Origin of the sequence: Arthrobacter sp. GCM10027362 (genome assembly GCF_042679445.1) — a bacterium.
Lineage (GTDB): Bacteria > Actinomycetota > Actinomycetes > Actinomycetales > Micrococcaceae > Crystallibacter.
Genome location: NZ_JBHTML010000002.1, coordinates 79194 through 102377, shown reverse-complemented (window position 1 = coordinate 102377; position 23184 = coordinate 79194). Strand labels below are relative to the sequence as shown.

At 65.8% G+C, this 23184-nt stretch carries 19 protein-coding genes and 1 pseudogene; 11 read left to right on the top strand and 9 right to left on the bottom strand.

Features of this window, described 5'->3' with window-relative positions; genetic code table 11:
- Window positions 1-378: 378 nt before the first annotated feature.
- The gene (locus tag ACFQ36_RS00925; protein WP_377009643.1) at window positions 379-2142 is read right to left on the bottom strand and encodes an IlvD/Edd family dehydratase; all 1764 of its coding nucleotides are present in this window, start codon (window positions 2140-2142) and stop codon (window positions 379-381) included.
- 65 nt (window positions 2143-2207) lie between these two features.
- Window positions 2208-3449 (bottom strand): MFS transporter, encoded by a 1242-nt coding sequence (locus ACFQ36_RS00920; protein WP_377009641.1) that lies wholly within the window; start codon window positions 3447-3449, stop codon window positions 2208-2210.
- Between the two features lie 470 nt (window positions 3450-3919).
- Between ACFQ36_RS00920 and ACFQ36_RS00915 the strand changes: the two genes are divergently transcribed.
- Both ACFQ36_RS00915 and ACFQ36_RS00910 read left to right on the top strand, forming a co-directional pair.
- Entirely contained in the window at window positions 3920-4276 is a 357-nt protein-coding gene (locus ACFQ36_RS00915; protein WP_377009639.1) for a hypothetical protein, read from the top strand.
- A gap of 341 nt (window positions 4277-4617) precedes the next feature.
- Window positions 4618-5376: an SDR family NAD(P)-dependent oxidoreductase gene (locus ACFQ36_RS00910; protein WP_377009637.1), complete on the top strand. Its 759-nt coding sequence runs from the start codon at window positions 4618-4620 to the stop codon at window positions 5374-5376.
- A 78-nt stretch (window positions 5377-5454) separates the two neighbouring features.
- Here the strand turns inward: ACFQ36_RS00910 and ACFQ36_RS00905 are convergent, their stop codons facing one another.
- On the bottom strand, window positions 5455-6327 hold the full coding sequence (locus ACFQ36_RS00905; protein ID WP_377009635.1) for an IclR family transcriptional regulator: 873 nt from the start codon (window positions 6325-6327) through the stop codon (window positions 5455-5457).
- Window positions 6328-7033: 706 nt separating this feature from the next.
- Window positions 7034-8392: an MFS transporter gene (locus ACFQ36_RS00900; protein WP_377009634.1), complete on the bottom strand. Its 1359-nt coding sequence runs from the start codon at window positions 8390-8392 to the stop codon at window positions 7034-7036.
- Between the two features lie 298 nt (window positions 8393-8690).
- On the opposite strand from ACFQ36_RS00900, the gene ACFQ36_RS00895 reads away from it, so the two are divergent.
- From ACFQ36_RS00895 to ACFQ36_RS00855, 9 genes and pseudogenes are all read left to right on the top strand, one after another.
- Window positions 8691-10091 carry an LLM class flavin-dependent oxidoreductase gene (locus ACFQ36_RS00895; protein ID WP_377009632.1) on the top strand — a complete coding sequence of 467 codons (1401 nt, stop codon included), beginning with the start codon at window positions 8691-8693 and terminating at the stop codon, window positions 10089-10091.
- A 20-nt stretch (window positions 10092-10111) separates the two neighbouring features.
- Window positions 10112-11437, top strand: a pseudogene (locus ACFQ36_RS00890) (flavin monoamine oxidase family protein); the annotation flags it as partial.
- Window positions 11434-11943 (top strand): flavin reductase family protein, encoded by a 510-nt coding sequence (locus ACFQ36_RS00885; RefSeq protein ID WP_377009630.1) that lies wholly within the window; start codon window positions 11434-11436, stop codon window positions 11941-11943. The pseudogene ACFQ36_RS00890 and the gene ACFQ36_RS00885, both read left to right, overlap by 4 nt.
- Window positions 11944-11986: 43 nt before the next feature.
- On the top strand, window positions 11987-12529 hold the full coding sequence (locus ACFQ36_RS00880) for a flavin reductase family protein (RefSeq protein WP_377009628.1): 543 nt from the start codon (window positions 11987-11989) through the stop codon (window positions 12527-12529).
- Window positions 12526-12942 (top strand): ester cyclase, encoded by a 417-nt coding sequence (locus ACFQ36_RS00875; RefSeq protein ID WP_377009626.1) that lies wholly within the window; start codon window positions 12526-12528, stop codon window positions 12940-12942. Before ACFQ36_RS00880 ends, ACFQ36_RS00875 begins: the two co-directional genes overlap by 4 nt.
- A gap of 81 nt (window positions 12943-13023) precedes the next feature.
- Window positions 13024-14604, top strand: a complete 1581-nt coding sequence (locus ACFQ36_RS00870) for an aldehyde dehydrogenase (NADP(+)) (RefSeq protein WP_377009624.1) — start codon at window positions 13024-13026, stop codon at window positions 14602-14604.
- 85 nt (window positions 14605-14689) lie between these two features.
- Window positions 14690-15475: a 2-keto-4-pentenoate hydratase gene (locus ACFQ36_RS00865; RefSeq protein WP_377009622.1), complete on the top strand. Its 786-nt coding sequence runs from the start codon at window positions 14690-14692 to the stop codon at window positions 15473-15475.
- Between the two features lie 97 nt (window positions 15476-15572).
- Window positions 15573-16433, top strand: coding sequence for a fumarylacetoacetate hydrolase family protein (locus ACFQ36_RS00860; protein WP_377009620.1), 861 nt, complete (start codon window positions 15573-15575; stop codon window positions 16431-16433).
- Window positions 16434-16505: 72 nt separating this feature from the next.
- Window positions 16506-16769 (top strand): SDR family NAD(P)-dependent oxidoreductase, encoded by a 264-nt coding sequence (locus ACFQ36_RS00855; RefSeq protein WP_377009618.1) that lies wholly within the window; start codon window positions 16506-16508, stop codon window positions 16767-16769.
- 182 nt (window positions 16770-16951) lie between these two features.
- On the opposite strand, the gene aes is transcribed toward ACFQ36_RS00855, so the two are convergent.
- From aes to ACFQ36_RS00830, 5 genes are all read right to left on the bottom strand, one after another.
- Window positions 16952-17938, bottom strand: coding sequence for an acetyl esterase (gene aes, locus ACFQ36_RS00850; RefSeq protein WP_377009616.1), 987 nt, complete (start codon window positions 17936-17938; stop codon window positions 16952-16954).
- Window positions 17939-18110: 172 nt separating this feature from the next.
- Complete coding sequence (locus ACFQ36_RS00845; RefSeq protein WP_377009614.1) at window positions 18111-19790, bottom strand: dipeptide ABC transporter ATP-binding protein; 1680 nt, start codon at window positions 19788-19790, stop codon at window positions 18111-18113.
- A complete protein-coding gene (locus ACFQ36_RS00840; RefSeq protein ID WP_377009612.1) occupies window positions 19787-20674 on the bottom strand; it encodes an ABC transporter permease in 888 nt (295 codons plus the stop codon). The genes ACFQ36_RS00845 and ACFQ36_RS00840 overlap by 4 nt, the downstream gene beginning before the upstream one ends.
- A complete protein-coding gene (locus tag ACFQ36_RS00835; RefSeq protein WP_377009611.1) occupies window positions 20671-21627 on the bottom strand; it encodes an ABC transporter permease in 957 nt (318 codons plus the stop codon). The genes ACFQ36_RS00840 and ACFQ36_RS00835 overlap by 4 nt, the downstream gene beginning before the upstream one ends.
- Window positions 21624-23147, bottom strand: coding sequence for an ABC transporter substrate-binding protein (locus tag ACFQ36_RS00830; protein WP_377009645.1), 1524 nt, complete (start codon window positions 23145-23147; stop codon window positions 21624-21626). The genes ACFQ36_RS00835 and ACFQ36_RS00830 overlap by 4 nt, the downstream gene beginning before the upstream one ends.
- Window positions 23148-23184: the final 37 nt, after the last annotated feature.

The window sequence follows — 23184 nt, the reverse complement described above, 5'->3', positions numbered from 1 at the left end:
CGGGCCTTCGGCGGCTTCGGCATCAGGGTCGAGACCGACGCCGAGGTCCCCGCCGCCGTGCAGGCGGCCCTGAAGGCCATCGAGGAGGAGAAGACCTTCGCCCTGATCCACCTCATCGTCGAACAACGCACCAAGGCCTACTGACGCAACCGCGGCCCGGGACTAACCTTCACGGTCCCGGGCCGTCTGGCCGGCACGCACCTGCACCAACTGCGCGGCAGAGGCCTGCGGAAGCCCGACCGACACAGTGTTCATGACACAGTGTTCATACTGCGTCCCGTGGCGGCACCCTTCGATGGCCGCCTGCCTTCGGCCCACGCCGCACGTACCCACCGGAGCCGCTCACGGCAGCTCTTGCGCAGGGCCGATCCCGGCTTCCTACGGAGAGGCGGCGGTGTCTGAGCGCGGGAGGGGAACACTGGAAACAGCCGTGTCAGCCTGCAGAAAGCGGAAGTCGCAGCCTTCCTCCGCCTGGGTGACCTCGTTGACGAACAACTTGGCGTAACCACGTGTAGGGCGGGGGCACTGATGTCCGCGGGTCTCCTGTGCCCGGGCCGTGAGCTCCTCCTCGCTGACATCCAGGTGAAGGAGGCGATCACGCACGCTGAGGACGACCTTATCCCCGGTGCGTACATGCTGCAGCGGGCCGCCCACTGCTGCCTCCGGGGAGACGTGCAGGACGACGCAGCCGGCTGCGGTGCCTGACATCCGGCCATCGGAGATCCGCACCATGTCCCTGACCCCGGCGCGGGCCAGTTTCCGGGGAATGGGGATGTAGCCGCCTTCCGGCATGCCCGGGGCCCCGACCGGTCCGATGTTTTTCAGCACCAGGATGTCATCGGCCTTTACGTCCAGATCCTCGTCGTCGATTCTGGCCGCGAGATCCTCAGCACTTTCGAAGACCACGGCCCGGCCACGGTGTTCGAGCAGCTCCGGGGACGCTGCGGCCTGTTTGATGATGGCTCCGGCCGGGGCGAGGTTGCCGCGCAGGACCGCGATGCTGCCGGACGGATAGACCGGTGCCTCCCGGGGCCGGACCACGTCCTGGTCGAAAGGCTCCGGCGCCTCATCGAGTTCTTCCCCGAGAGTCCTGCCGGTCACCGTGAGGGCATCCAGGTTCAGCAGGTCGCGGATCTCCTGAAGCAGGCGGGGCACGCCGCCGGCCCGGTGCAGGTCTTCCATATAGTGGCTGCCGGCCGGCTTAAGGTTGACCAGCACGGGGGTCTCACGGCTCATGTGGTCGAAAAGGTCCAGGTCCAGACGGTAGCCGCAGCGCCCGGCAATGGCGGCCAGGTGGACCAAGGCGTTGGTGGATCCGCCCATGGCCAGCAGGACCCGCAGCGCGTTCTCGAACGCCGCCGGGGTGAGGACCTTGCTGATTTTCAGCTTTTCCCTGGCCAGGCCCACCGCGCGCCGGCCGGTCAGCTCGGCGATGCGCATCCGCTCTGCCGTGACCGCCGGCGGGGTCGCACTGCCGGGCAAGGACATGCCCAGTGCCTCGGTGACGCAGGCCATGGTACTGGCGGTACCGGCCACCGAACAGGTACCCACGCTGCCCACCAAACGCCCGTTGACCTCGGCGATCTCTCCGTCATCGATCTGCCCGGCACGGTATCTGCCCCAGAAGGCCCGGCAATCGGTGCACGCTCCGACCGTGCGTCCGCGGTGAGAACCGGTGAGCATCGACCCGGTCACCAGCTGAATGGCCGGCCGCCCGGCGGAGGCAGCCCCCATGAGCTGGGCAGGAACGGTCTTGTCACAGCCGCCGATGAGGACCACGGCATCAACGGGCAGGGCCCGGATCATCTCCTCGGTGTCCATTGACATCAGGTTCCGCAGGAACATGCTCGTAGGGTGGGAAAAACTCTCGTGCAACGAGATCGTAGGGAAGGAGGCCGGGAACCCGCCGGCCATCATGACCCCGCGCTCGACCGCCCGGATGAGCTGTGCCAGGTTGCCATGGCAGGGATTGAAGCCGCTTTCGGTATCGACGATGCCGATCACCGGGCGGTCGAGCACCTCATCGCTGTACCCGGCGCCCTTGATGAACGCCTTACGCAGGAACAGTGCGAACTCGGCGTCTCCGTAGTTCACCAGGTTGGACCGCAGGCCGGTAGGCGGAGTGGCTCCCCCAGCTGTCATTATTGCCTCGAATATGGATAGGTTACGGGGCTCCGCCGTGTGTCGGCGGGGCCAAGGACTTCGGGCTATTTCAGGGTGCGTGCCCCGGCGGTGGCGCTCAGGACCAGGCCCCTGGTTTCCGGAGCCAAAAAGTGGGAGACAATGCCGCCGATGAGACAGATGGCGGCAGCGAAGATCATGGTCGTCACAACACCCAGACTTTCCATGGAAACGGGAAGGATGAAGGTGCCTACGGCGGCGCCGACGCGCGAGGCAGCGGTGGCAAATCCGACACCGGATCCGCGGATTTCGGTCGGGAAAACCTCGCCGGGGTAGACGGCGGTGAGGGCGGTGGACACGGCGTTGAAGAAGGAGAAGGTCAGGAAGCAGACGATCACCACCGTTGGCGAGACGCCGGCGAAGAGAGCGACGGTGACCAGAGCGGCCGTGGAGATCCAGAAGGGCGGGATGGCCAGCTTGCGGCGGCCGACGCGCTCAATGAGCACGACCGCGGAGACCGAACCGAGGACCACGATGCCGTTGAGCGCCAGCGCGGCGGTCAGGCCGTCCTCGAGGCCCAACTGGGTGAGGACAACCGGGGCGAAGGTCGCGATGGCGAAGTAGGGGGTGACGTTGCAGATCCAGAAAACACAGATGAAGGCAGTGCCTTTGATGTGTTCTGCGGAGAAAAGGCTATGGAAGCTGCCGTTGCGGACCTTCTCCTCCTTAAGGTCACGCTGTTCCTCCTGGCTCATGTACCGGGAAGCGAGCTCTTCGGCTTCCCGGGTGCGCCCCTTACTCATCAGCCAGCGCGGGGACTCGGGGATGCTCAGCCGCATGAGGAAGACGATGGCCGACGGGATGGTGCTCAGGCCAAGTACGATCTGCCAATCCATGGCGGCGGAACCGGCCAGGGCGTAACCCAGGGCGTATGAGACCAGGTACCCGACGTACCAGGCGACCTCCTGAACGGCGAGTAGCTTGCCCCGCAGCCGGGCCGGCGCGAATTCGGCGAGCAGGGGCCAGCCGATGGCGTAATCCGCCCCGATCGCCATGCCCATCAGGAGCCGAACGAGGAACAACGACCACACGTCGGCAATGAAGAACTGGGCGACCGAGCCGACCAGGAAAACCGCCAGGGTGAAGATGAACATCGGCCTGCGGCCCACCTTGTCCGCCAGATGGCCGCCGAGTGGTCCGCCGAAGAAGATACCGATCAGTGCTGAGGCCCCGATCAGCCCCTGCCAGGCGGCCGACAGCTGCAGCTCATCCGTAATGGCAGGCATGACCACACCAATGCCCCCGAGAATGAACCCGTCGATAAACATGCCCCCACCGATCACCAGACTCAGCCTGTGAAGGAAGCGGCGGTGCTTCGCCTGCCCGGGGGTGGGCCTGTCCGGAGGCGCTTGCATGCTCGTAGAGGTCACAGTGAAAATTCCTTTTCCGTCGGGGCGCCAGGCATTTGGACCGCCTCGGGGAGTCTGAATGATTCAAGGCACATGATGTCCAATGTTCATAAAATGAACACTGCGTTCAAACTTATGACATCGATCACGACATGGTCAAGTGCGCCGCTTCACACTTCCATCCTTGACGGTGACGCGGGCAACATATTAAATTGAACGCAAAATTCAGAATATGAACGTTCCCACTGTCCGACTTTCCAGTACAGGCCTTGGCCGGCCGGAAGGACGTCTCCCCGGATCGCCCCGTGTTTTCAGTGACACACGCGCAGCGGCACGGCGGCCAGCAACGCAAACATTAGAATGGAGAACCGATGGCCTGGCTGGCCGAAATGAGCGGATGGCTCGGAGCACTCATCGTCCTGGCCGCCTATGCCGCCTTCTCCATGGGACTGATCCACAATGGCAGGCTCTTCCAATCGGCCAACCTCGTCGGTTCGTCCGCCTTGCTCGTCAACGGTGCCTACCACGGCGCCTGGCCCTCCGTCACTACCAACAGCGTCTGGTGCCTCATTAGCATTGTCGCCCTGGCCCGCCTGCAACGCCGCGACCAGCCACCGGCAGCGTCAAGCAATACTCCGGAACTGGCTCCCGACGAGCTCCTACCACCGGCCCCCACGCAACCGGGCTTCACCGAAGCAAACCCGGGTAAACAGACAACCAAGCCCAGAGGCGCCGCCCACCCCTGACCCAATCCGCAGCACGCATGCGGGGCCGATAACGAGGCGCTGCTGTAAGAGAAGGAAGGACCCGATATGGCGTTGCCCGACACAATGGCCGCAGCGGTGCTGCCCGAAACCGCGCTGCGGATGATCAACATGCTGCCCCCTTGGGATCGGGCTGAAGATTTCCAAGGCCGGCGGGCTGACCTTCGGCCGGCGCCAGCGCGACATTGCCCGCACCGCCGGCCTCACCGTCAGCGTCCAGGGCACGGTCGGATCAGCCATCGCGTTCGCCGCCATCGCCCACCGCAGGCAAGAAATCCTTTGGTCACGGGCGTTAAGCCGGTCGGAAAGTGGAAGGAAGAACAATGCAGCTGACAGGCAAGATCGCCCTGGTGACCGGCGGGGGGCAAGGAATAGGCCGCGGCATCGTTGACCGATTCCTGGAGGAAGGAGCCCAGGTTGCGGTCGTCCAACGCCGACCGCTGGATTCTGCACTGGAGCAGTACCCCGGCGTTCTCGGCATCCAGGCGGACCTGAGCGCCACCTCTGAGCTGTCCGTGGTAGCCGAGCGGGCGGCCGAACACTTCGGGGGCCTCGACATCCTCGTCAACAACGCCGGCATCATGTTCGAACGCAGCATCTCCCAAATCCGGCTAGAGGAGTGGGACCTGATGATCGCCCTCAATATGCGGGCACCGCTGTTCCTGGCACAAGCCGCGCTGCCGCACATGCAGCGGCGGGGTGGGGGAAGCATCATCAATATCGGCTCCATTGAAGGACTCGGGGCAAATCCCGGCCATGCCGCCTATTGCGCCTCCAAGGCGGGCATCCACGGCATGACCCGCGCCATGGCGGTCGATCTCGGCGAGGAAAACATCCGGTGCAACGCGATTGCTCCCGGATGGATTACTTCCGAACTAAGCGAGGCCTATCTGGCTTCCCAACCTGATCCGGTGGCAGCTCGCGAGGCCTTGAACCGTCTGCACCCCCTGAGGCGCGTCGGGCAGCCCGCTGAGGTCGGGGATCTTGCCGTCTATCTGGCAAGTGACAGGTCGAGCTTCCTGACCGGCGAGACCATAGTGCTCGACGGCGGCAGGACCGCAAAGCTGCCGCTGCCGTTCTGACAATCCCACAGGGGGCCGGACCTGGAATGATCAAATGCCAGTGCCGCTGAAAAGAGCAGCGGCAGAATGGGGCTCCGGTTAAGCCAGGGCTTTGGCGACCTCGTCTGCGGCTTGGCGCAACTGATTAATCGTTTCGGGGAGCTGATCCGATTTGAGACGCTGGGTGGGTCCGTTGATCGTCAGAATGCCGATGAGTACGCCGGCTGGATCGCGGACCGGGCAGCCGGCTGCGAAGAGGCCCTCTTCAAGTTCGTCGTCGATGACGGCATAACCCTTCTCCCGAATCTCGTGCAGCTCCTGGAGGAGCGCGTCCCGGCTGGTGAGCGTGCGCGAGGTGTAGGAGTCCAGCTTCTTAGGCAGCACCTCTGCGATTTTCTCATCGCCCAGTTCGGCGAGGATGAGCTTTCCCGTGGCGCTGGCATGCAGCGGGTAGGTTCCGCCAAGGTACTGGTTGGATGTCAGGAAGCGGGAGCCCGAAGCTTCGGCGATTACCTGGTGGTCCACTTCACCCCTCACCATGACGAAAGTGAGCGTCTCGTTGAACCTGCCGGCATATTCGTCCAGGACGGGCTGGATTCTGGCCACGGCTCCGGCATAGGGATCGGCCAGCCGGCCCAGCCGGGCCATCTGCCACCCAAGCATGTAGCGATTGTCGACGCGGTCGACAAAGCCTGTCTGTTCCAGGCTCAGCAGCAGGCGGAAGGCTGTAGGACGGGTCATGCCTACGGCCTGGGCTATTTCGGTGGCTGTGATACCTTGCCGGTGGCGGCCCAGTTCGCTCAGCAGAACGGTAGCCTTGACGACAGACTTGTTGACCAGGTCAAGGGGCTCTGGAGAAGTCGACGCCTCGCCTTCCGATGCCGACTCCGGCTCTGCGCTTCGTCCCGATGTCATTTCCACTCCCGGTTCGCGTCCGCTCAAGGGCCGGCGGCCCTGACTTTCGATTGCCACTCCCATCCTAGGCCCTTTCACATACCGAACTGGGCGTTCAACCTCGCTTTCGTTAAGGCGAGTAACTTCTCTGGACCGGATTTGGGGTCTTTCCCGGCAGGAAGGCCCCAAACGGGCACGACAGGCAACTTTCGGTTCCTCGGACTAACTTGGGACTTTTGGCAAAGCCGGCGGTTCGGATGCGGCGACAGCGTTGCGTGCAACCGCCAAAAGGCCGCTGTCCGAGGCGACGGGCATGAATCGGAAGCCGAGGGCAACCATCTTTTCGGACAATCCGGGCTCTCCCGTGTAAATACCCGGGACGACGCCGGTGGCGTTGCACCTGCATGCAATGTCCGCCAGGATGCCGTCTGCCCCTTCGCCGGCCAGCCCCCGCAGTTTCAACCATCAGAATGCACAGCGCGTCGTCCTGCGGATGGCCGGGCGTCGGCGCCGGATACCGGCGGCTTCGCCGGGTTGGGCCATAGCTTCGCTTGCCAAGAGGGGGAAGCGGTGGCAAGGTGCGCGGCCTCGATCAGCTGTTGCACCTCGTGGATTTCAGCCCCTCCGTGCGCCTCGTGCGGGTACCCCCACCGCGTGGAAGGGCGTCCTCCCCGGCGCAGGCCCGGCAGGACGCCCTTCCCATTGACGGGCCCTTCCATTGCATTGACGGATGTCCGGGAACAGCCCTCGCATGGACTGGTGGCCGTTCCCCAGCCGGCTGCGGCTACTTTGCCACCTTGTGCAGCGGTGCAGATGTTTCGTTCAGGCTCAGGCCCCTGGTTTCGGGAGCCAGGTACTGGGAGATGACGGCGCCCGCGACACAGAGGCTTGCTGCGATCAGCATGGTAGCGCCCACACCCAGGCCATTGACCGACAGCGGCAGGATGAAGGTACCTGCAGCCGCTCCGATTCGCGAGAACGCGGTGGCGAAGCCCACGCCGACACCACGGACTTCGGTGGGGAAGATCTCGCCCGGATAAACCCCGGTCAAGGCGGTGGAGAGGGCGTTGGCGAAGGAGAAGGTGACGAAGCAGACAAGGATGACGAGCGGCGAGACGTGCGCGAGCAGGCCAATCGCGATGAGGGCCGCTGCACTGATCCACAGCGGGGGGATGGCCAGCTTGCGGCGGCCGACCCGTTCGATGAGGAACATGGCGGTCACGGAACCGGCGACGACAACGCCGTTGAGCAGCAGCGCTCCGCTCAGCCCGTCTTCGACGCCCAGGCTTTCGAGCACGATCGGGGCGAAAGTGGCAATGGCGAAGTACGGGGTGACGTTGCAGAACCAGAACATGCAGATGAAGATCGTGGAGTTGCGGTACTCAGGAGAAAACAGCTTGCGGAAACTGGTGGCTTCGCGCTTTTCGCTGGACATGTCCTGGATTTCGGCCTCCTCCATGTACTCGCGGGCAATGGCCATACCTTCCTCGACGCGTCCCTTGCTGATCAGCCAGCGCGGAGATTCGGGGCTCCCGAGGCGAAGCAGGAAGACGATCAGGGACGGGACGGTGCTCATGCCCAGGATGATGCGCCAGTCGGCATGGATGGCGGAGGCCATGAAGTACCCCAGCGCATAGGACCCCAGGTAGCCGACGTACCAGGCGACTTCCTGGGCGGCCAGGAGCTTGCCCCTGAGCCGTGCCGGTGAGAACTCGGCCAACAGCGGCCAGCCGATGGCGTAGTCGGCACCGATGGCCAGCCCCATGAGCAGGCGGATGGCAAAGAGCTGCCACGGCTCGGCGACGAAGAACTGGGCGGCGGAGCCGACGAGGAAGATGGCCAGATCGACTACGAACATCGGCTTGCGGCCGATCTTGTCCGCCAGATAGCCGCCGATGGGCCCGCCGAAAAAGATGCCGATCAGGGCCGAGGCGCCGATCAGGCCCTGCCAGGCGAGGGACAGTCCGAGATCAGCAGTCAGGGCCGGCATGACCAGGCCGATCCCGCCGAGGATGAAGCCGTCGATGAACATGCCGCCGGAGATGACGGCGGTGAGCTTGTACAGGAACCGCTTCTTCTGCGGGTCCAGCACCGGCGGAGCTTCCAGCGACAGCCCGGGGGCCGAGGTAACACGTGGATTCACGGTGAACTTCCTTGTTGTTTTCTTGCTTGTCCAGCGGAGTGAAAGTGCCGGCGGTTGCTGCACGGCGGGAATCTGGGGATGGTGGCCGAGCCATGAATACGTTCAACTTTCGAACGCGGTGATCAAAATATGACACCCATCACATGCCACTGTCAAGAGTTGGATCGAGGGTTCCATGGCCGTGCCCACGTCTTGACAGTGAGTCAGCTAACACGTAAATTGAACGCAACGTTCATCTATTGAACGACTTTCACCAGAAGTTTTGCGATCGGCACCAGTCCAAGGAAGGCCCGCTGCCATGAAAAACGAACCGCTGAGCCTGTTTGCCTTTGACGTCTTCGCCCCGGCCCACCTGACATCCGGGTCCTGGCGGAACGACGGCGACCAGGGCCACCGCTACACCGACCTGCAGTACTGGACGGGTGTGGCGCAGACGCTTGAGAAGGCCGGCTTCGATGGCATCTTCTTCGCCGACAACCTCGGCTATCACGATGTGTTCCGCGGGAACGGGGATGCCGCGCTGCGCGACGCCGCGCAGTTCCCGATCAATGACCCGACGGTGTTGATCAGCGGCATGGCCGCCGTGACCAGGCACCTGACCTTCGGGGTGACCTGCTCGGCGACCTATGAACCGCCCTATCTGCTGGCCCGCAAGTTCAGCACTCTGGACCACCTCACCGGCGGCCGGGTCGGCTGGAACATCGTAACCTCTTATTCGGAAGCGGCTGCCCGGAACCTGGGCAAGGTGCAGCAGCTCTCCCCCGAGGAGCGCTACGACCTGGCCGATGAGTACATGGAGGTCGTGTACAAACTGTGGGAGTCCTCCTTCGAAGAGGGCGCCGTAGTCCGCGACGCAACGTCGGCCACCTACGTCGACCCGGCCAAGGTACACCCGATCAACCATTCCGGCGAGCACTTCACGGTGCCCGGCTTCCACCTGTGCGAGCCCTCCCCGCAGCGCACCCCGGTGCTGTTCCAGGCCGGCTCCTCTTCCAAGGGCATGGCATTCGGCGGCAAGCACGCCGAAGCGGTCTTCATCCAGAGCACGTCCGTGGAGGGAGCCAGGCGCACCGTCGCCAAGGTCCGCCAGGCCGTGGCCGACGCAGGCCGCGATCCGCGGGACGTCAAGGTGGTCATCCTGCTCACCGTGGTGGTCGCCCCCACCGACGAGGAAGCCCGGGCCAAGTACCAAAAGGCCGTGGAGAACGCACCCATCGATGGAATCCTGGCCCGCTTCAGCGGCTGGACCGGCATCGATATGTCCGAGTACGACCTGGACACCCCCTTGCGGTCCGTCGGCACAAAGGCCGGGCAGTCCATGGTGGACATGTTCTCCAAGGCGGACCCGGACCGGGACTGGACCCCGCGCCAGATCGCGGAATTCCTCGCCGTCGGCGGCACCGGTTCCACGATCATCGGCTCGCCGCAGACGGTCGCCGCCGAACTGCGCCGCTGGCGCGAGGAGGCCGACGTCGACGGCATCAACCTCAGTTACATCACCAAGCCCGGCGGCTGGGAAGACTTTATTGAGCTGGCCCTGCCGGAGCTCCGCGCCCAAGGCCTGGTCTCCCCCGCACGCACCGAGGACCAGGACCCTGTAACCCTGCGCGAAAAGCTCTTCCCCGGCCACAGGTACACCCTGGACTCCCACCCGGCCACTGCACACCGCGCCAGGCACCTTAGCGAAGCCACCCGCTAAGCGCCGCCGCCACAACAGATACATCGACGAAAGATACTTCAATGACTGAACAGACCGACGTAGTCGTCATCGGTGCCGGCCTGGCCGGCCTGGTCACTGCCCGTGAGCTCGGCAACCGCGGCCACCACGTGGTGGTCCTGGAGGCCCGCGACCGTCTGGGCGGGCGCCTGTGGACCGATGACCGCCTGGGCCGGAGGCTGGAGATCGGCGGCAACTGGCTGCACTGGACCCAGCCCCATGTCTGGGCAGAGGTCACCCGCTACGGCCTGGAGGTCTCCCGCGGCCCGCGCTCGGAGGAAACGTTCTGGCTGGCCGGCAAGGAAGTGCGCCGCGGCACCCTGGAAGACTTCATGGACCTGATCGACCCGGGCATGACCCGGCTGCTCGAAGACACCATGAAGTGGCTGCCGCGCCCGGACGCGCCGCTGACCAACGAGGACCTGGCCGAGGCCGACCGGTACAACCTGCAGGAAATGCTGGACAAGCTGGACCTCTCCGAGGACGAGCGCAACGCCAACGAGGCCGCCTGGGTGGGCCACTTCAACGCGCCCCTTCACCAGTGCGCCTATGTCAACGCCCTGCGCTGGACCGCCGCGTCGGCCGGGCACTGGCACCTGATGCACGAGGCCTCGGCGATCTTCCGCCTCAAGGACGGCAATGACACGCTGGTGAAGGCCATCGCCGCAGATTCCGGCGCCGACATCCGCCTCAACGCCGCGGTGACCGCCGTCCGCCACGACGGCCGGGGGGCCGCCGTCTCCTACGGCGACGGCCGGGAAATCCGGGCCAGGAAGGTCGTCATCACCGTCCCGCAGAACATCCTGCACAAGCTCGACGTGGTGCCTGCCCTGTCCGACGGCAAGCTCGCCGCCAGCCGGGAAAAGACCGCGTCCCGGGGCGTGAAGGCCTGGATCCGGGTCAGGGGCCCAATCAAGCCGTTCTTCGCCTACTCCGCCCAGGACAAGCCGCTGTCGGTGATCCGCACCGAATTCATCGGCGAGGACGACGCCGTGCTGGTCGGCTTCGGCGCCGATGCGGACCGGATCGACGTCACCGACATCGCACAGGTCGCCGAGGCCATCAGGGTATGGCGCGACGACCTGGAGGTCCTCGAGGTGGCCGGCCACCACTGGATGACCGACCCGTACGCCGAGGAGACCTGGCAGATCCAGCGTCCCGGCCAGCTGACCAAATACCTGAAGGACCAGCAGGCCAGCGAGGGAGCCCTGCACTTCGCCAGCGGCGACATCGCCAACATCTGGGCCGGCTTCTTCGACGGGGCCATCGAGTCCGGCCTGCGCGCCGCCCGCAACGTGCACACGGAACTGAAGGAGGAGAAGCCATGACCGCCACGGCAACAGCTGCCCGCCCGATCGATTCGGACCACTACCGTGCCGTCATGCGGCACCTGCCCACCGGGGTCGCGGCCGTCTGCTCGACCGATCCGGTGAGCGGTGCGCAGAACGGCATGGTCGTCGGAACCTTTGCCTCGCTGTCCATGGACCCGGCCCTGGTGACGTTCAGCGTCACGCACACCTCCACGAGCTGGCCGAAGATCGCAGCGGCCGGCCGGTTCGGCATCAGCCTGCTCTCCGAAGACCAGCAGCAGGTCTGCCGCGCCCTCTCGGCGAAGGGCGGGGACAAACTCAGCACCGTGGCCTGGTCCGAATCCGGCTGGGGAACCCCGCACATCCACGGCTCGCTGGCCTGGTTCGACTGCCGGGTCGAGCAGCAGATCACGGCCGGGGACCATCTGATCGTCATCGCCAGCGTGCTGGAGATGACGCCCGGTGAGGGAACGCCCCTCATCTTCCACGGCGGCCGTTTCGGCAGCTTCCGCGAAACCGCGTGACCGGCACCGCCTGATCGAAACCATCTGATCAAGGAAAACTGACATGGATATCACTCCGGCCGCCGCTCCGGCGGACATCACCCCGGCCTACTACCGCCAGATCCTGGGCAAGCTGCCCACCGGCGTTACGGCCATCACCGGCATCAACGACGACGATGAAAAACTTGGCCTGGTCGTCGGAACCTTCCAGTCCCTCTCCCTGGAGCCGCCGCTGGTCATGTTCTGCGTCGACAAGTCCTCCTCCACGTGGCCGAAGCTGCGCAAGCTGCAGAACTTCACCGCGAACATCCTCGCCGACGGCCAGGTCCCCGTCTGCCGGTCCCTGTCCCGGAAGGGCCCGCGGAAGCTGGAGAACGTGCCCTGCACCACCGGGCCCCTGGGCACGCCGCACTTGGACGGGGCGACCGCCTGGATCGACTGCGTGGTCACCGCCGAGGTCGCCGTCGGTGACCACTACATGGTCGTCGGCGCCGTCACCAACATGTCCGAAGGCAGCGGCGACGCCCTGCTGTTCCGGGGCGGGAAATTCGGCCAGTACCAGCCCATCGAAGTCCCTGTCCCGGAAGAAACAAGGAGCGCATCATGAGCACCCGGCGGGAAACCATCCTCCACGCATGGAACCAGGCCTGGGGCCACGGTGACACGGCGGCCTTCGAACAGCTCCTCGCCCCCGGATACGTCCGGCGGTCCAAGACCGGCAGCGAGGACTACGCCAGCCTGCGCAAGACCATCGAGGCCACCCACGAAGCCTTCCCCGATACCGCCACCGAAATCCTGCACATCATCGAAGACGGTGACACCGCCGCCATCCACTGGCAGACCCGGGGCACCCACCAGGGCACGTTCATGGACGTTCCCGCCACGGGCCGGGCCATCACCGTCACCGGGGCTTCCTTCCTGCGCTTCGAAGACGGGAAACTCGCCGAGGAATGGGTTGTCTGGGACCCGCGGGAGCTGCTGTCCGCACTCGGCATCTGGCACCTGGGCGCCGGGAACTGAAGCGGACCCGCAATCGACCATCAAGGCGGCGGCGCCGCTCCGCCGCCTGCACACACTTTCTTTCACCCAGGAGACGCGACGATGACACTTACCGGACATTCCCTGATCGCCGGGGAATCCGTCACCGGCACCGACGGCACGACCTTCGGCACCAACCCGGCCACGAACGAAAATCTTGAACCGGCCTACACCCTGATCAGCGATGCCCAGCTCAGGACCGCAACTGACGCCGCCGCGGAGGCCTTCGCCTCCTTCAGCAGCCTCGAGCCGGAGCGGCACGCCCGGTTCCTGGAAACCATCGCCGACAACATCGAAGCAATCGGTGACGAGCTGATCGAGCGGGCTGCGGCAGAGACGGGGCTGGGAACCGAGCGGCTGCGCGGCGAACGGGCCCGCACTACCGGCCAGCTGCGCCTCTTTGCCAACGTCGTGCGCGAGGGTGATTTCCGCGGTGTGCGCATCGATCCCGCCCTGCCCGACCGCCCTCCCCTGCCCCGTGCGGACATCCGGCTGCGCCAGATCCCGCTGGGACCGGTCGCAGTTTTCGGCGCCAGCAACTTTCCGCTGGCCTTCTCCACCGCCGGCGGGGACACCGCCTCGGCCCTCGCGGCCGGCTGCCCGGTGATCGTGAAGGCACACAATGCCCACCCCGGCACCTCGGAACTGGTCGGCCAGGCCGTTACCCGGGCCGTCCGCGACCTGGACCTGCACCCCGGCGTCTTCTCCCTCGTCTACGGCTCCGGCACAAGCATCGGCCAGGCCCTGGTCGCCGACCCGGCCATCAAGGCCGTTGGCTTCACCGGTTCCCGTGCCGGCGGCACCGCCCTGATGCGCACCGCCGCCGCCCGTCCCGAGCCCATCCCGGTCTACGCCGAGATGTCCTCGATCAACCCGGTCTACGTGCTCCCAGGCGTCCTCGACGGCGACATCGAGACCCTGGCCCGCCAATACGTCGCCTCCGTCACCGGCAGCTCGGGCCAGCTGTGCACCTCGCCCGGGCTCCTGTTCGTGCCTGCCGGCGAGGCCGGAGATCGATTCGCCGACGCCGTCGCCCGGGCCGTCGCCGGGCACCCGGGTCAGACAATGCTGACCCAGGGCATCGCCTCCACCTGGGAGCAAGGCTTCAGCGCCATCGAGTCCGTTGCCGAGGTCGACCTGATCGCCCGTGGCCAGGACGGCGCCACGGCCAATGCCCCGGCACCGGCGGTCTTCGGCACCGGCATCGACACGTTCACCAATAACCCCGTCCTCCACGAAGAAGTCTTCGGCGCAGCCAGCCTCGTCGTGCGCTACAAGAACGTCGAGGACCTGGTCCAGGCCACGAACAGGATGGAAGGCCAGCTGACCGCCTCCATCCACGCCACCGATCAGGACTACGCCCTCGCCGCGGGCCTGATCCCCACCCTGGAACAAAAGGTCGGCAGGATCATCATCAACGGATGGCCCACCGGAGTGGAAGTCGGCCACGCCATGGTCCACGGCGGCCCCTACCCGGCGACCTCGGACCCGCGCACGACCTCGGTGGGCACCCTGGCCATCCACCGGTTCCTGCGGCCCGTCTCCTACCAGAACTTCCCCGAGCAGCTGCTTCCCGCGCCCCTGCAGGATGCCAACCCCTGGCAGGTGAACCGGCTCGTCGACGGCAAGCCCGAATACCGGTAGCCAGCCCCCGCTCTTCCGGCCCCGGACACCCTCTCGCAACAGTGTCCGGGGCCGGAAATCCACCATCCGAAAGGAACTTCATCCCATGTCCACCATTACACTCGAGGACATCGCGGGCACCCTTCGCACCGCCCGGCAGCAGGGCGAACCCATCGCGGCGCCGACCGAGACCTGGCCGGGACTGGACCCCGACGCGGCGTTCGAAGTACAGAAGATCAACGTCGCCCACGCCGTCGCCAACGGCGACCGTCTTGTGGGTTACAAGCTCGGCAACATCGCCAAGGTCATGCAGGACGCCTTCGGCCTCGACCAGCCGGACTACGGGCACCTGCTGGCCAGCACCTTCGCCTACGAAGGCACCATGCTGGCGAGGGACAGGTTCATCGAGCCATTCGTCGAACTCGAGCCCGCGTTCGTGCTGCGCCGGCCCCTGCGCGGCCCGAACACCACCGTTGCCGACGTCATCAATGCCATCGAGTTTGCTCTGCCGGCCATTGAGATCATCGACTCCCGGGTCAAGGATTGGGCGATCGGCCTTCCGGACACGCTGGCGGACAACGGTTCGACGGGCGCGGTCATTCTTGGCGGCACCCCCCGCCGCGTCACCGACCTGGACCTGCGCGACACCCGCGGCGTCCTGCGGTTCAACGGCCGGGAAGTCATCAGCGGAACCACCGGCAACATCCTGGGCAACCCGCTTGCCGCCGTCGCCTGGCTCGTCAACCGCCTCGCCGACTACGACGTCGCGTTCCAAGCCGGCCAGGTCATACTCCCCGGCAGCTGCCTGCAGGCGGTCCCCGTGAAGGAAGCCGGCCGCTGGTCAGGAACCTTTGAAGGCTGGGGCACCGTCGAATTCGACGTCTCGGCCTGAGCAAGGACCTGGCCGGGTGCGGCCCGCCCTCGGGCCGGCCACACCCGGCCAGCAACTGACCATCCGGTATCCAGCCCGCCCACCTGAAGGACCACGCATGCGCCTGGCCAATATCTCCAACCGCCTGACGCTCATCACTGCGGATAATGAAATTGTCGACGTCCCGCAGGAAACCCGCGGGCGTTTCAGCCCCCGCATCCAGGACTGCTACGACCGCTGGGACGAACTCCTGGAGGTCGCCCCCGCCCTCCAAGGCGCATCCGGCAAGCCCCTGGCCGATGTGGCGCTCCATGAATTTGGCAATCCGGCACCGCACCCGCGGCAGGTCTTCGCGATCGGACTCAACTATGCCGATCACGCAGCGGAAGCCTCCTTGGCGGTGCCCGAAGATCTGACCGTGTTCACGAAGTTTGTCACCTCGCTGGCCGGCCCCTACGGAACCATCTCACTGCCACCGGGGACCGTGGACTGGGAGGTTGAGCTCGTAGCAGTCATCGGCCGCGGCGGCCGGCACATCCCCGCGGGAAGGGCCTGGAGCCACGTCGCGGGAGTTTCCGTAGGACAGGACTTGTCGGAACGCACAATGCAGGCGGCCGGGCCGGCACCGCAGTACAGCCTCGCAAAGTCCTTCCCGGGATTCGGTCCGATCGGACCGCTGCTGGTTACCCCGGACGAGTTCGAGGACCCCGACAACATCGAACTGTGCTGTGCCATTAACGGCGAACAGGTCCAGAAGGGCAGCACCTCGGACATGGTCTTTCCGGTGCCCGAGATCATCGCCCGCCTGTCCAGGACCACGCCTCTGCTCCCTGGAGATGTCATCTTCACCGGTACCCCTCCCGGAGTAGGAGTGGGCCGCGTACCCCGGCGCTTCCTGGCACCGGGAGACGAACTGGTCACTTATATGCGTGGCGTGGGCGAAATGCGCCACCGGATTCAAGCCACGGAACATCAGTAAAGGCAAGAACAGCGCAACTGACAGGCAGGATTGCCCTCGTTACCGGCGGAGGACAGGGAATAGGCCGCGGCATTGTCAACCGCTTTTGGAGGAAGACGCCCAGGTGGCGGTCGTTCAACGCGGGCCCCTGGACGCTGCCTTGCACAGCATCCGGGCGTTCTCGGCATCCAGACGGACCTGAGCGACCCCTCGGCGCCCTCCACGGCCGTCGAGCAGGCGGCCGGGCATTTCGGGGGCATCGACATCCTCGTCAATAATGCCGGCATCGCCCTGCCCCCGATGCGGAATCCCCTACCGGAAACCATCGCCGACAGGCCTGACATCAACTGGTGCTGAAAGCCGTCAAGACCCCTTCCTTTCAAGCGTGCCTGCCGTTGCGACAATGACGGCAGGCACGCTTGAAGCCATGTTCAAATCTCCGTTTCGGCTGGGAACTTCAAGGTTTCCCTGGACATCCTTTGCAGTCAGCAACGCCTCTGCTGCCGCGCCATGCACTACTTCACGAGGCGACCGAAGTCCTAGCTGCCGGGGAGGACCGGCAAACCTTGGGTGGCATAGAAGGCCGCACCGCGGGTGAGGGCCTGCGTTGCCTCGTCCAGCATGCGCCCGTAGTGGAGGAAGGCATGGAGCACACCGGCGAACTCCTCCAGCCTGTGCGGAATCCCGAGTTCGGCGAAGACCGCGGCGAGGGCATGGCTGTCGTCGCGTAGCGGATCGAGCTCGGCCGAGACAATGTAGCAGGGCGGCACACCCGCGGCGAGGTCCGCCGACAGGCAGTCGATGTACGGGCTGCGCAGGTCCGCCGCCGACCGCGTGTACATCGCCGAGTACGCCTCCATGTCCTCGCGCGTCAGGCCGTCCCACGGCCCGCCGAGCAGACGGCGCGACACGGAGTCCGTCAGTCCGTACATGCCGTAATAGAGGAGGAGTGCCCGGATGCCGTCCGCGTTTCCGAGTTCGTCCCGCAGATACAGGTAAGTCCCGAGAGCAAGGCTCGCCCCGGCGGAGTCGCCCGCGAACGCCAGGTCGCTGCCGTCGATGCGGTGGTCCGGGCCGTGGACGCGGAGGTGCTCCACGACCGCGGCGCACTCCCGGATGGCGCTCGGGAAGCGCGCCTCGGGCGAGAGCCGGTAGTCGACGCTCACGACCGCGGCGCCCGTTTCCGCGGCAAGGACACGGCAGATCCGGTCGTGCGTGTCGACGCTGCCCACGAGATACCCGCCGCCGTGGATGTAGACGATCGCCGGGAGGTGGTCCTCCATCGAGGGGAAGTAAATGCGGATCTTCACACTGCCGAAGGGGCCCCCCGGCGCCGTCGTGTCGACGGTCTCCGCCATGCGGGGCCCGCCCTCGTTCCAAAACACACGTTCATGCGCATAATCGGCCCGCAGGGCTTCAACATCGTCGGCAGCAATGGCCGGAGAGCCGGCGGCCAGCCCGTCCTGCTTCTCCAATACGGCCCGCATCTGCGGCGTCAACCGGCTGAGGACATCGATCTTGTTCATGTACGGTTACTCCTTCCTGCTATTTTGAGGCGGCGACGGCGAGGGCTGCGGGCGCAACGACGTCCGCCCTGGCCTTCAGGCCCGCACGGCGGCACCTGAGCATCGAGGACACCGGCGGCCAAGCCGCCGTCGTGCTGTGAATAGGCAGTTACGCGCTGCCCGGCAGGGTTCTCTAAAGGGTTGGCACATTGGCCAGCAACTCGCGGGTGTAGCTGTGCTGGGCGTTGTCGAGAACCTCGTCGGTGCTTCCCATTTCCACGATCCGTCCGTTCTGCAGCACTGCCATGCGCTGGGAGATATGCCGGGCCAGGGCGATGTTGTGGGTAACGAAAAGCATGGACATGCCTGATTCGTTTTGCAGGCTGCGCAGCAGATCGATGATGGAGGCCTGCACGGAAACATCGAGCGCGGAGGTGACTTCATCGCAGACCAGCAGGGACGGGGCGTTGACCAGTGCACGGGCGATGGCCGCACGCTGGCGCTCGCCGCCGCTCAGGTCGCGGGGGCGCCGGTCCAGGTAGCTTTCACCCAGCCGGACCTGGTCCAGCGCCTCGCGCACCCGCCGCCGCCGTTCCTTCCGGCCCATCCTGCCGGACATGAGCAGCGGAACTTCCACCGATTCGCAGATCGTCCGGCGCGGGTTCAGCGAGGAAAAGGGGCTCTGGAACACATACTGGACGCGCCGGCGCTGTTCCGTGGTGCGGGCCCGGGTGCCTGCTGCCAGTTCTTGGCTGTCCAGGCAGACCCGGCCGGAGTAATCATCATTCAGGCCGGCAATGCACCGCGAAAGCGTTGTCTTGCCCGAACCGGATTCGCCCAGCAGCATCATGGACTCGCCCTGCCCCAAGGTGAAGCTGATACCGGCCAGCACCTGGTTGCTGCCGTAGGCCAACTGCAGGTCCGCCACTTCCAGCAGGTTCTGCCCCTCGCGCACTTCGGGTACTTCAGGAGACGGGCGTCCTGCCGGATCGGGGACCACGGCCCGGGCGCCGGCGATTGCGGTCACCCGGCCTATCTGGCGCCTGCCGGCCAGGTCCGGCACGGCGGCCAGGAGCTTCCGGGTGTAGTCGTGCTGCGGCCGGTAGAGCACCTGATCCGTTGGGCCCTGCTCCACGACTTCGCCGGAGAGCATGACCGCGACGTCGTCCGCTACCTTGGCCACCACCGCCAGGTCGTGCGTAATGTACAGGCCGGCGACGCGGTGCCGTTCAGCCAACTGGGCGATGGTCTGCAGCACCAGCGCCTGCGTGGTGACATCCAGGCCCGTGGTCGGCTCATCCAGCACCATCACTGCCGGCCGGCACGCGAAGGCCATCGCGATGCCCACACGCTGCTGCTGGCCGCCGGACAGTTGGTGCGGATAGCGGCGCTGGTAGGCCGGGTCGTTCTTCAGGCCCACTTCGGCCAGCACCTCGGCGGTGCGTGCCCGGCGGTCCGCCTCCGACGATCCGTAACCCTGGATCTGGAGGACCTCCAGGATCTGGTCACCAATCCTCATGGCAGGATTCAGCGACAACGCCGGGTCCTGGGGGACGTAGGAGATGGCACCGCCGCGCAGTTTGCGGCGTTGGGACTCCGGCAGATCCAGCAGGTTCCCGGTCTGCCCGGCACCGGCCAGCTGGACGGAGCCCGCGGTGTGCACCAGCCCCTGCCGGAAGTGTCCCAGGCACGCCAGCCCGGCTGTGGTCTTGCCGGATCCGGATTCACCGACCAAGGCAAGGATCTTGCCCGGCCGCAGCTCGAAGGACACCCCGTGCACGATCTCGTCCCCGGATGCCGTGGCGACCTTGAGTCCCTCCGCGCTCAGGACAGGGGTGGTGGTCATGGTGTCTTCCCGGACCGGACTGCTCATTTGCTTGCTCCCGTGTTGGAGTTGGCCGCGGCGCGGGCCAAGGAATCAGTGATGAGGTTGGTTCCGACCGTCAGGACGGCGATGGCCAGCACCGGCAGCAGGACACCCCAGGGCTGGACGACCAGGGCAATCCGGTTCTCATTGATCATCAGGCCCCAGTCCGCAGTGGGAGGCTGCATGCCCAGTCCCAGGAAGGACAGCGAGGCAACGGCGCCGATGGAGTAGGTCATCCGCAGGCCGAGTTCCACCATCAACGGGCCTGTGATGTTGGGCAGCACGTCCTGGACCAGGATCTTCCACTTCGGGACGGCGTACATTTCGGCGGCGCGGATGAAATCCTCGGTAATCACAGCCATGGTGGCCGAACGCGTTACGCGGGCGATCCGCGGCGCGTGGGTAATGCCGATGACGGCCACCAGGACCCAGCCCTGAGGGCCGAGCACGGTGATGGCCAGCAGGGCGAAGACCAGTTGCGGCAGCGCCAGCAGGACGTCGTTGCTGCGCATGATGATGCCGTCCACCCGCCCGCCCCGGTACGCCGCGGTCATGCCCACGAGCACTCCCAGCGCCATGCCCAGCAGGGTTGCCAGGGCGGCGTACATCAGCAGCCGCAGGCCCCCGCCGAGGAAGCGGGACAACACATCGCGGCCCAGGTTGTCGGTGCCCAGCATGCCGTCGGACTGGAACGGGCGGCCGGCAAACTCGGTGCTGGTGTACCCGGTGGCCCATGGCAGCAGCAGCGGTCCCAGCAGCGCCAGGAGGACGACGGCGGCGGCCAGGCCGATGCCGACCTTCGCCTGCCGCTGCCGGATCAGGCGCCGGAAAAGCCCGGGAGGAGTTTCGACTTCGCGGGCAATGGTCTGTGGTGAATCAATGACGCTCATCGGGCGCCCCCTGTGCGTAGCTTGGGATTAGTCAGGATTCCGACGGCATCGGCCAGCAGGTTGACCACGATGTACACCGCGGCGACCAGGATCGAGAGGGCTTGGACCACTTGGACGTCGCGGTTGGCCACCGCGTCCACGAGGGCCTGGCCAATGCCCGGGTAGCGGAAGAGGAACTCCACCACCACGACGCCGCCGGCCATCCAGGCCAGCTGGATGGCGACCACCTGAGCCACCGGAGAGAGAGCGTGCGGCAGTGCGTGGCGCAGGATGACCTGGCGCTCCGGCACTCCCTTCAGCCGGGCCATTTCCACATAGCCGGAGTCCAGCACTTCGAGCATGGTGGCCCGCATCATCCGGGCGATATACGGTGTGACCATCAGCACCAGCGTCATGACCGGAAGTACCAGTTGGAGTGGGTAGTTCCAGACGGCTTCGCCCGGCGGAGCCATCGTCACCGACGGCAGGATGGGGAACACCGTCGTGGAGAACAGCGTGACAAGCACAATGCCGATGACGAACTCCGGCAGGGCAGCCAGGACCAGGCTGGTACCGGTGACAACGTGGTCCCCGGTACGGCCGTGGCGGAGCGCGCTGTAGGTCCCCACCAGCAGCCCGGCCGGAATACTGATGAGGCTGGCGGCCGTCAGCAGCACCAGCGAGGCAGCGATGCGTTCGCCGAGCAGGTTCGCTACCGGGCCGCCGGAGGCCGCCGAGACCCCGAAGTCTCCGGTCAGCAGGCCTCCCAGCCAGGACAGGTAGCGCTGCCATGCCGGGTCGTTGAGGTTCATTTGCTCGCGCAGGGCGGCCAGCCGCTCCGGTGTTGCCTGCTGGCCCAGGATCGCCTGGGCCGGATCGCCGGGCAGCAGCAGGGTGGCCACGAAGACCAGCACGGACACGGCCAGCAGGATCAGCACGCTGGTGGCCAGCCGGCGCAGGATGATCGCGGTCATGACGGGGTACCTCCTAGCCAGACGCGGCGGAATTCGAAACCGGACAGGGCCAGGCCGGTACGATTAGGCACCAGTCCGGCTACATACTGCTGGTACGCGTCCGCCTGGTTCGCATGGCCCCAGATGATGTAGCCGCCTTCGTTGTATTCGATTTCCATGGCCTTGGCGATGAGTGCATTGCGTTCGGCCGCGTCCACTGTGCCCGTGGCCTGCTCAATCAAGGCGTTGAACTCCGGATGGTTCCAATGCGTCTCGTTGAATGGTGCGGTGGGCAATGTGCTGGCGGCAACCTGCGGCAGGTAGTTGCGGGTGTAGTAGAAGTCCTGCGCAAAGTCCCACTTCAGGTAGCTGTCCCCGAAAAAGGTGGTGGTGTCCACCTGGCGGATCTTCACGGTGATGCCGGCGGCGGCCGCCTGTTGGGCGAAGACCTGTGCCGCTTCCACGGCACCGGACTGAATGGGGGCGGTGACAAGCTCCACCGTGAGCCCGTCAGCGTAGCCGGCTTCGGCCAGCAGTTTCCTGGCTTGGGCAATGTCCTGCACGCGCTGGGGCAAGTGGGAGGGATAACCCGGGTCGAAGGGCGAATACATGTCGTTGCCCAGGCTGCCGTTGCCGCTGAGCACCTGGTCGATCATCTGCTCGCGGTCCACCGCCAGGCGGAAAGCCTGACGGACGCGGACATCATCAAAGGGCGGCCTGTCCACGCGCATGGTGAAAGGCATCCAGGCACCCGTTTCGGACTTGAGGATGCTGATCCGGGGGTCGGCCTCGATGACTTCCAGCAGTGCGAGCGGAATCTGGCCGATGGCGTCCACCTGGGTGGAGAGCAGGGCGTTGATCAGTGAATCGTCGTCACTGAAGTTCAGGATTTCCAGCTCGTCCAGGTAGGGTTCCCCCTCCCGCCAGTAATGCTCGTTGCGGACAAAGACGCTGTTCCGCCCCGGGGAAAAGGACCGGTATTTGAAGGGGCCGGTGCCCACGGGGCCGGCCGGGTCGTAGTCCTCCGGGACGATGCCCAGCGTGTATTGACCCAGCGAATCATCGAACGTCGCGCTGGGACTGCTGAGCCGGAATTCCACCCTGTGCTCACCGAGTACAGCCACTTCATCCAGGATGGCCAGCGCCGCGGCCCCGCTCTTGGGATCGTCCGGATTGACAATGCGCCTGAAGCTGGCCGCAACGTCGCGTCCGGTCATGGGACGGCCATCATGGAATTTCACGCCCCGGCGCAGATCCACTGTCCAAACCCGGGCGTCGGCGGACGGCGTGACCCGGGTGGCCAGCAGCGGTTTGAGTTCGTAGTTTTCGTCCCGGTAGAGGAGCGGTTCGTACAAGTTCACTACCCGGGCAATGTCGGTGGTGCTGACGGAGGAGTGGGCGTCCAGGCTGTCCACCGCACCGCCTCCGGCCAGTCCCACCCGCAGCCGGCCCCCGCGCTGCGGCGGCCCGTCCGGATTGACCAGGACGGCGGCCGGATTCGCCCCGCAGGCCGCCAGCAGGCCGCCGAGTCCGATAGCCATTCCCAGACCCAGCACCCGGCGGCGGGTCGGATGGAGC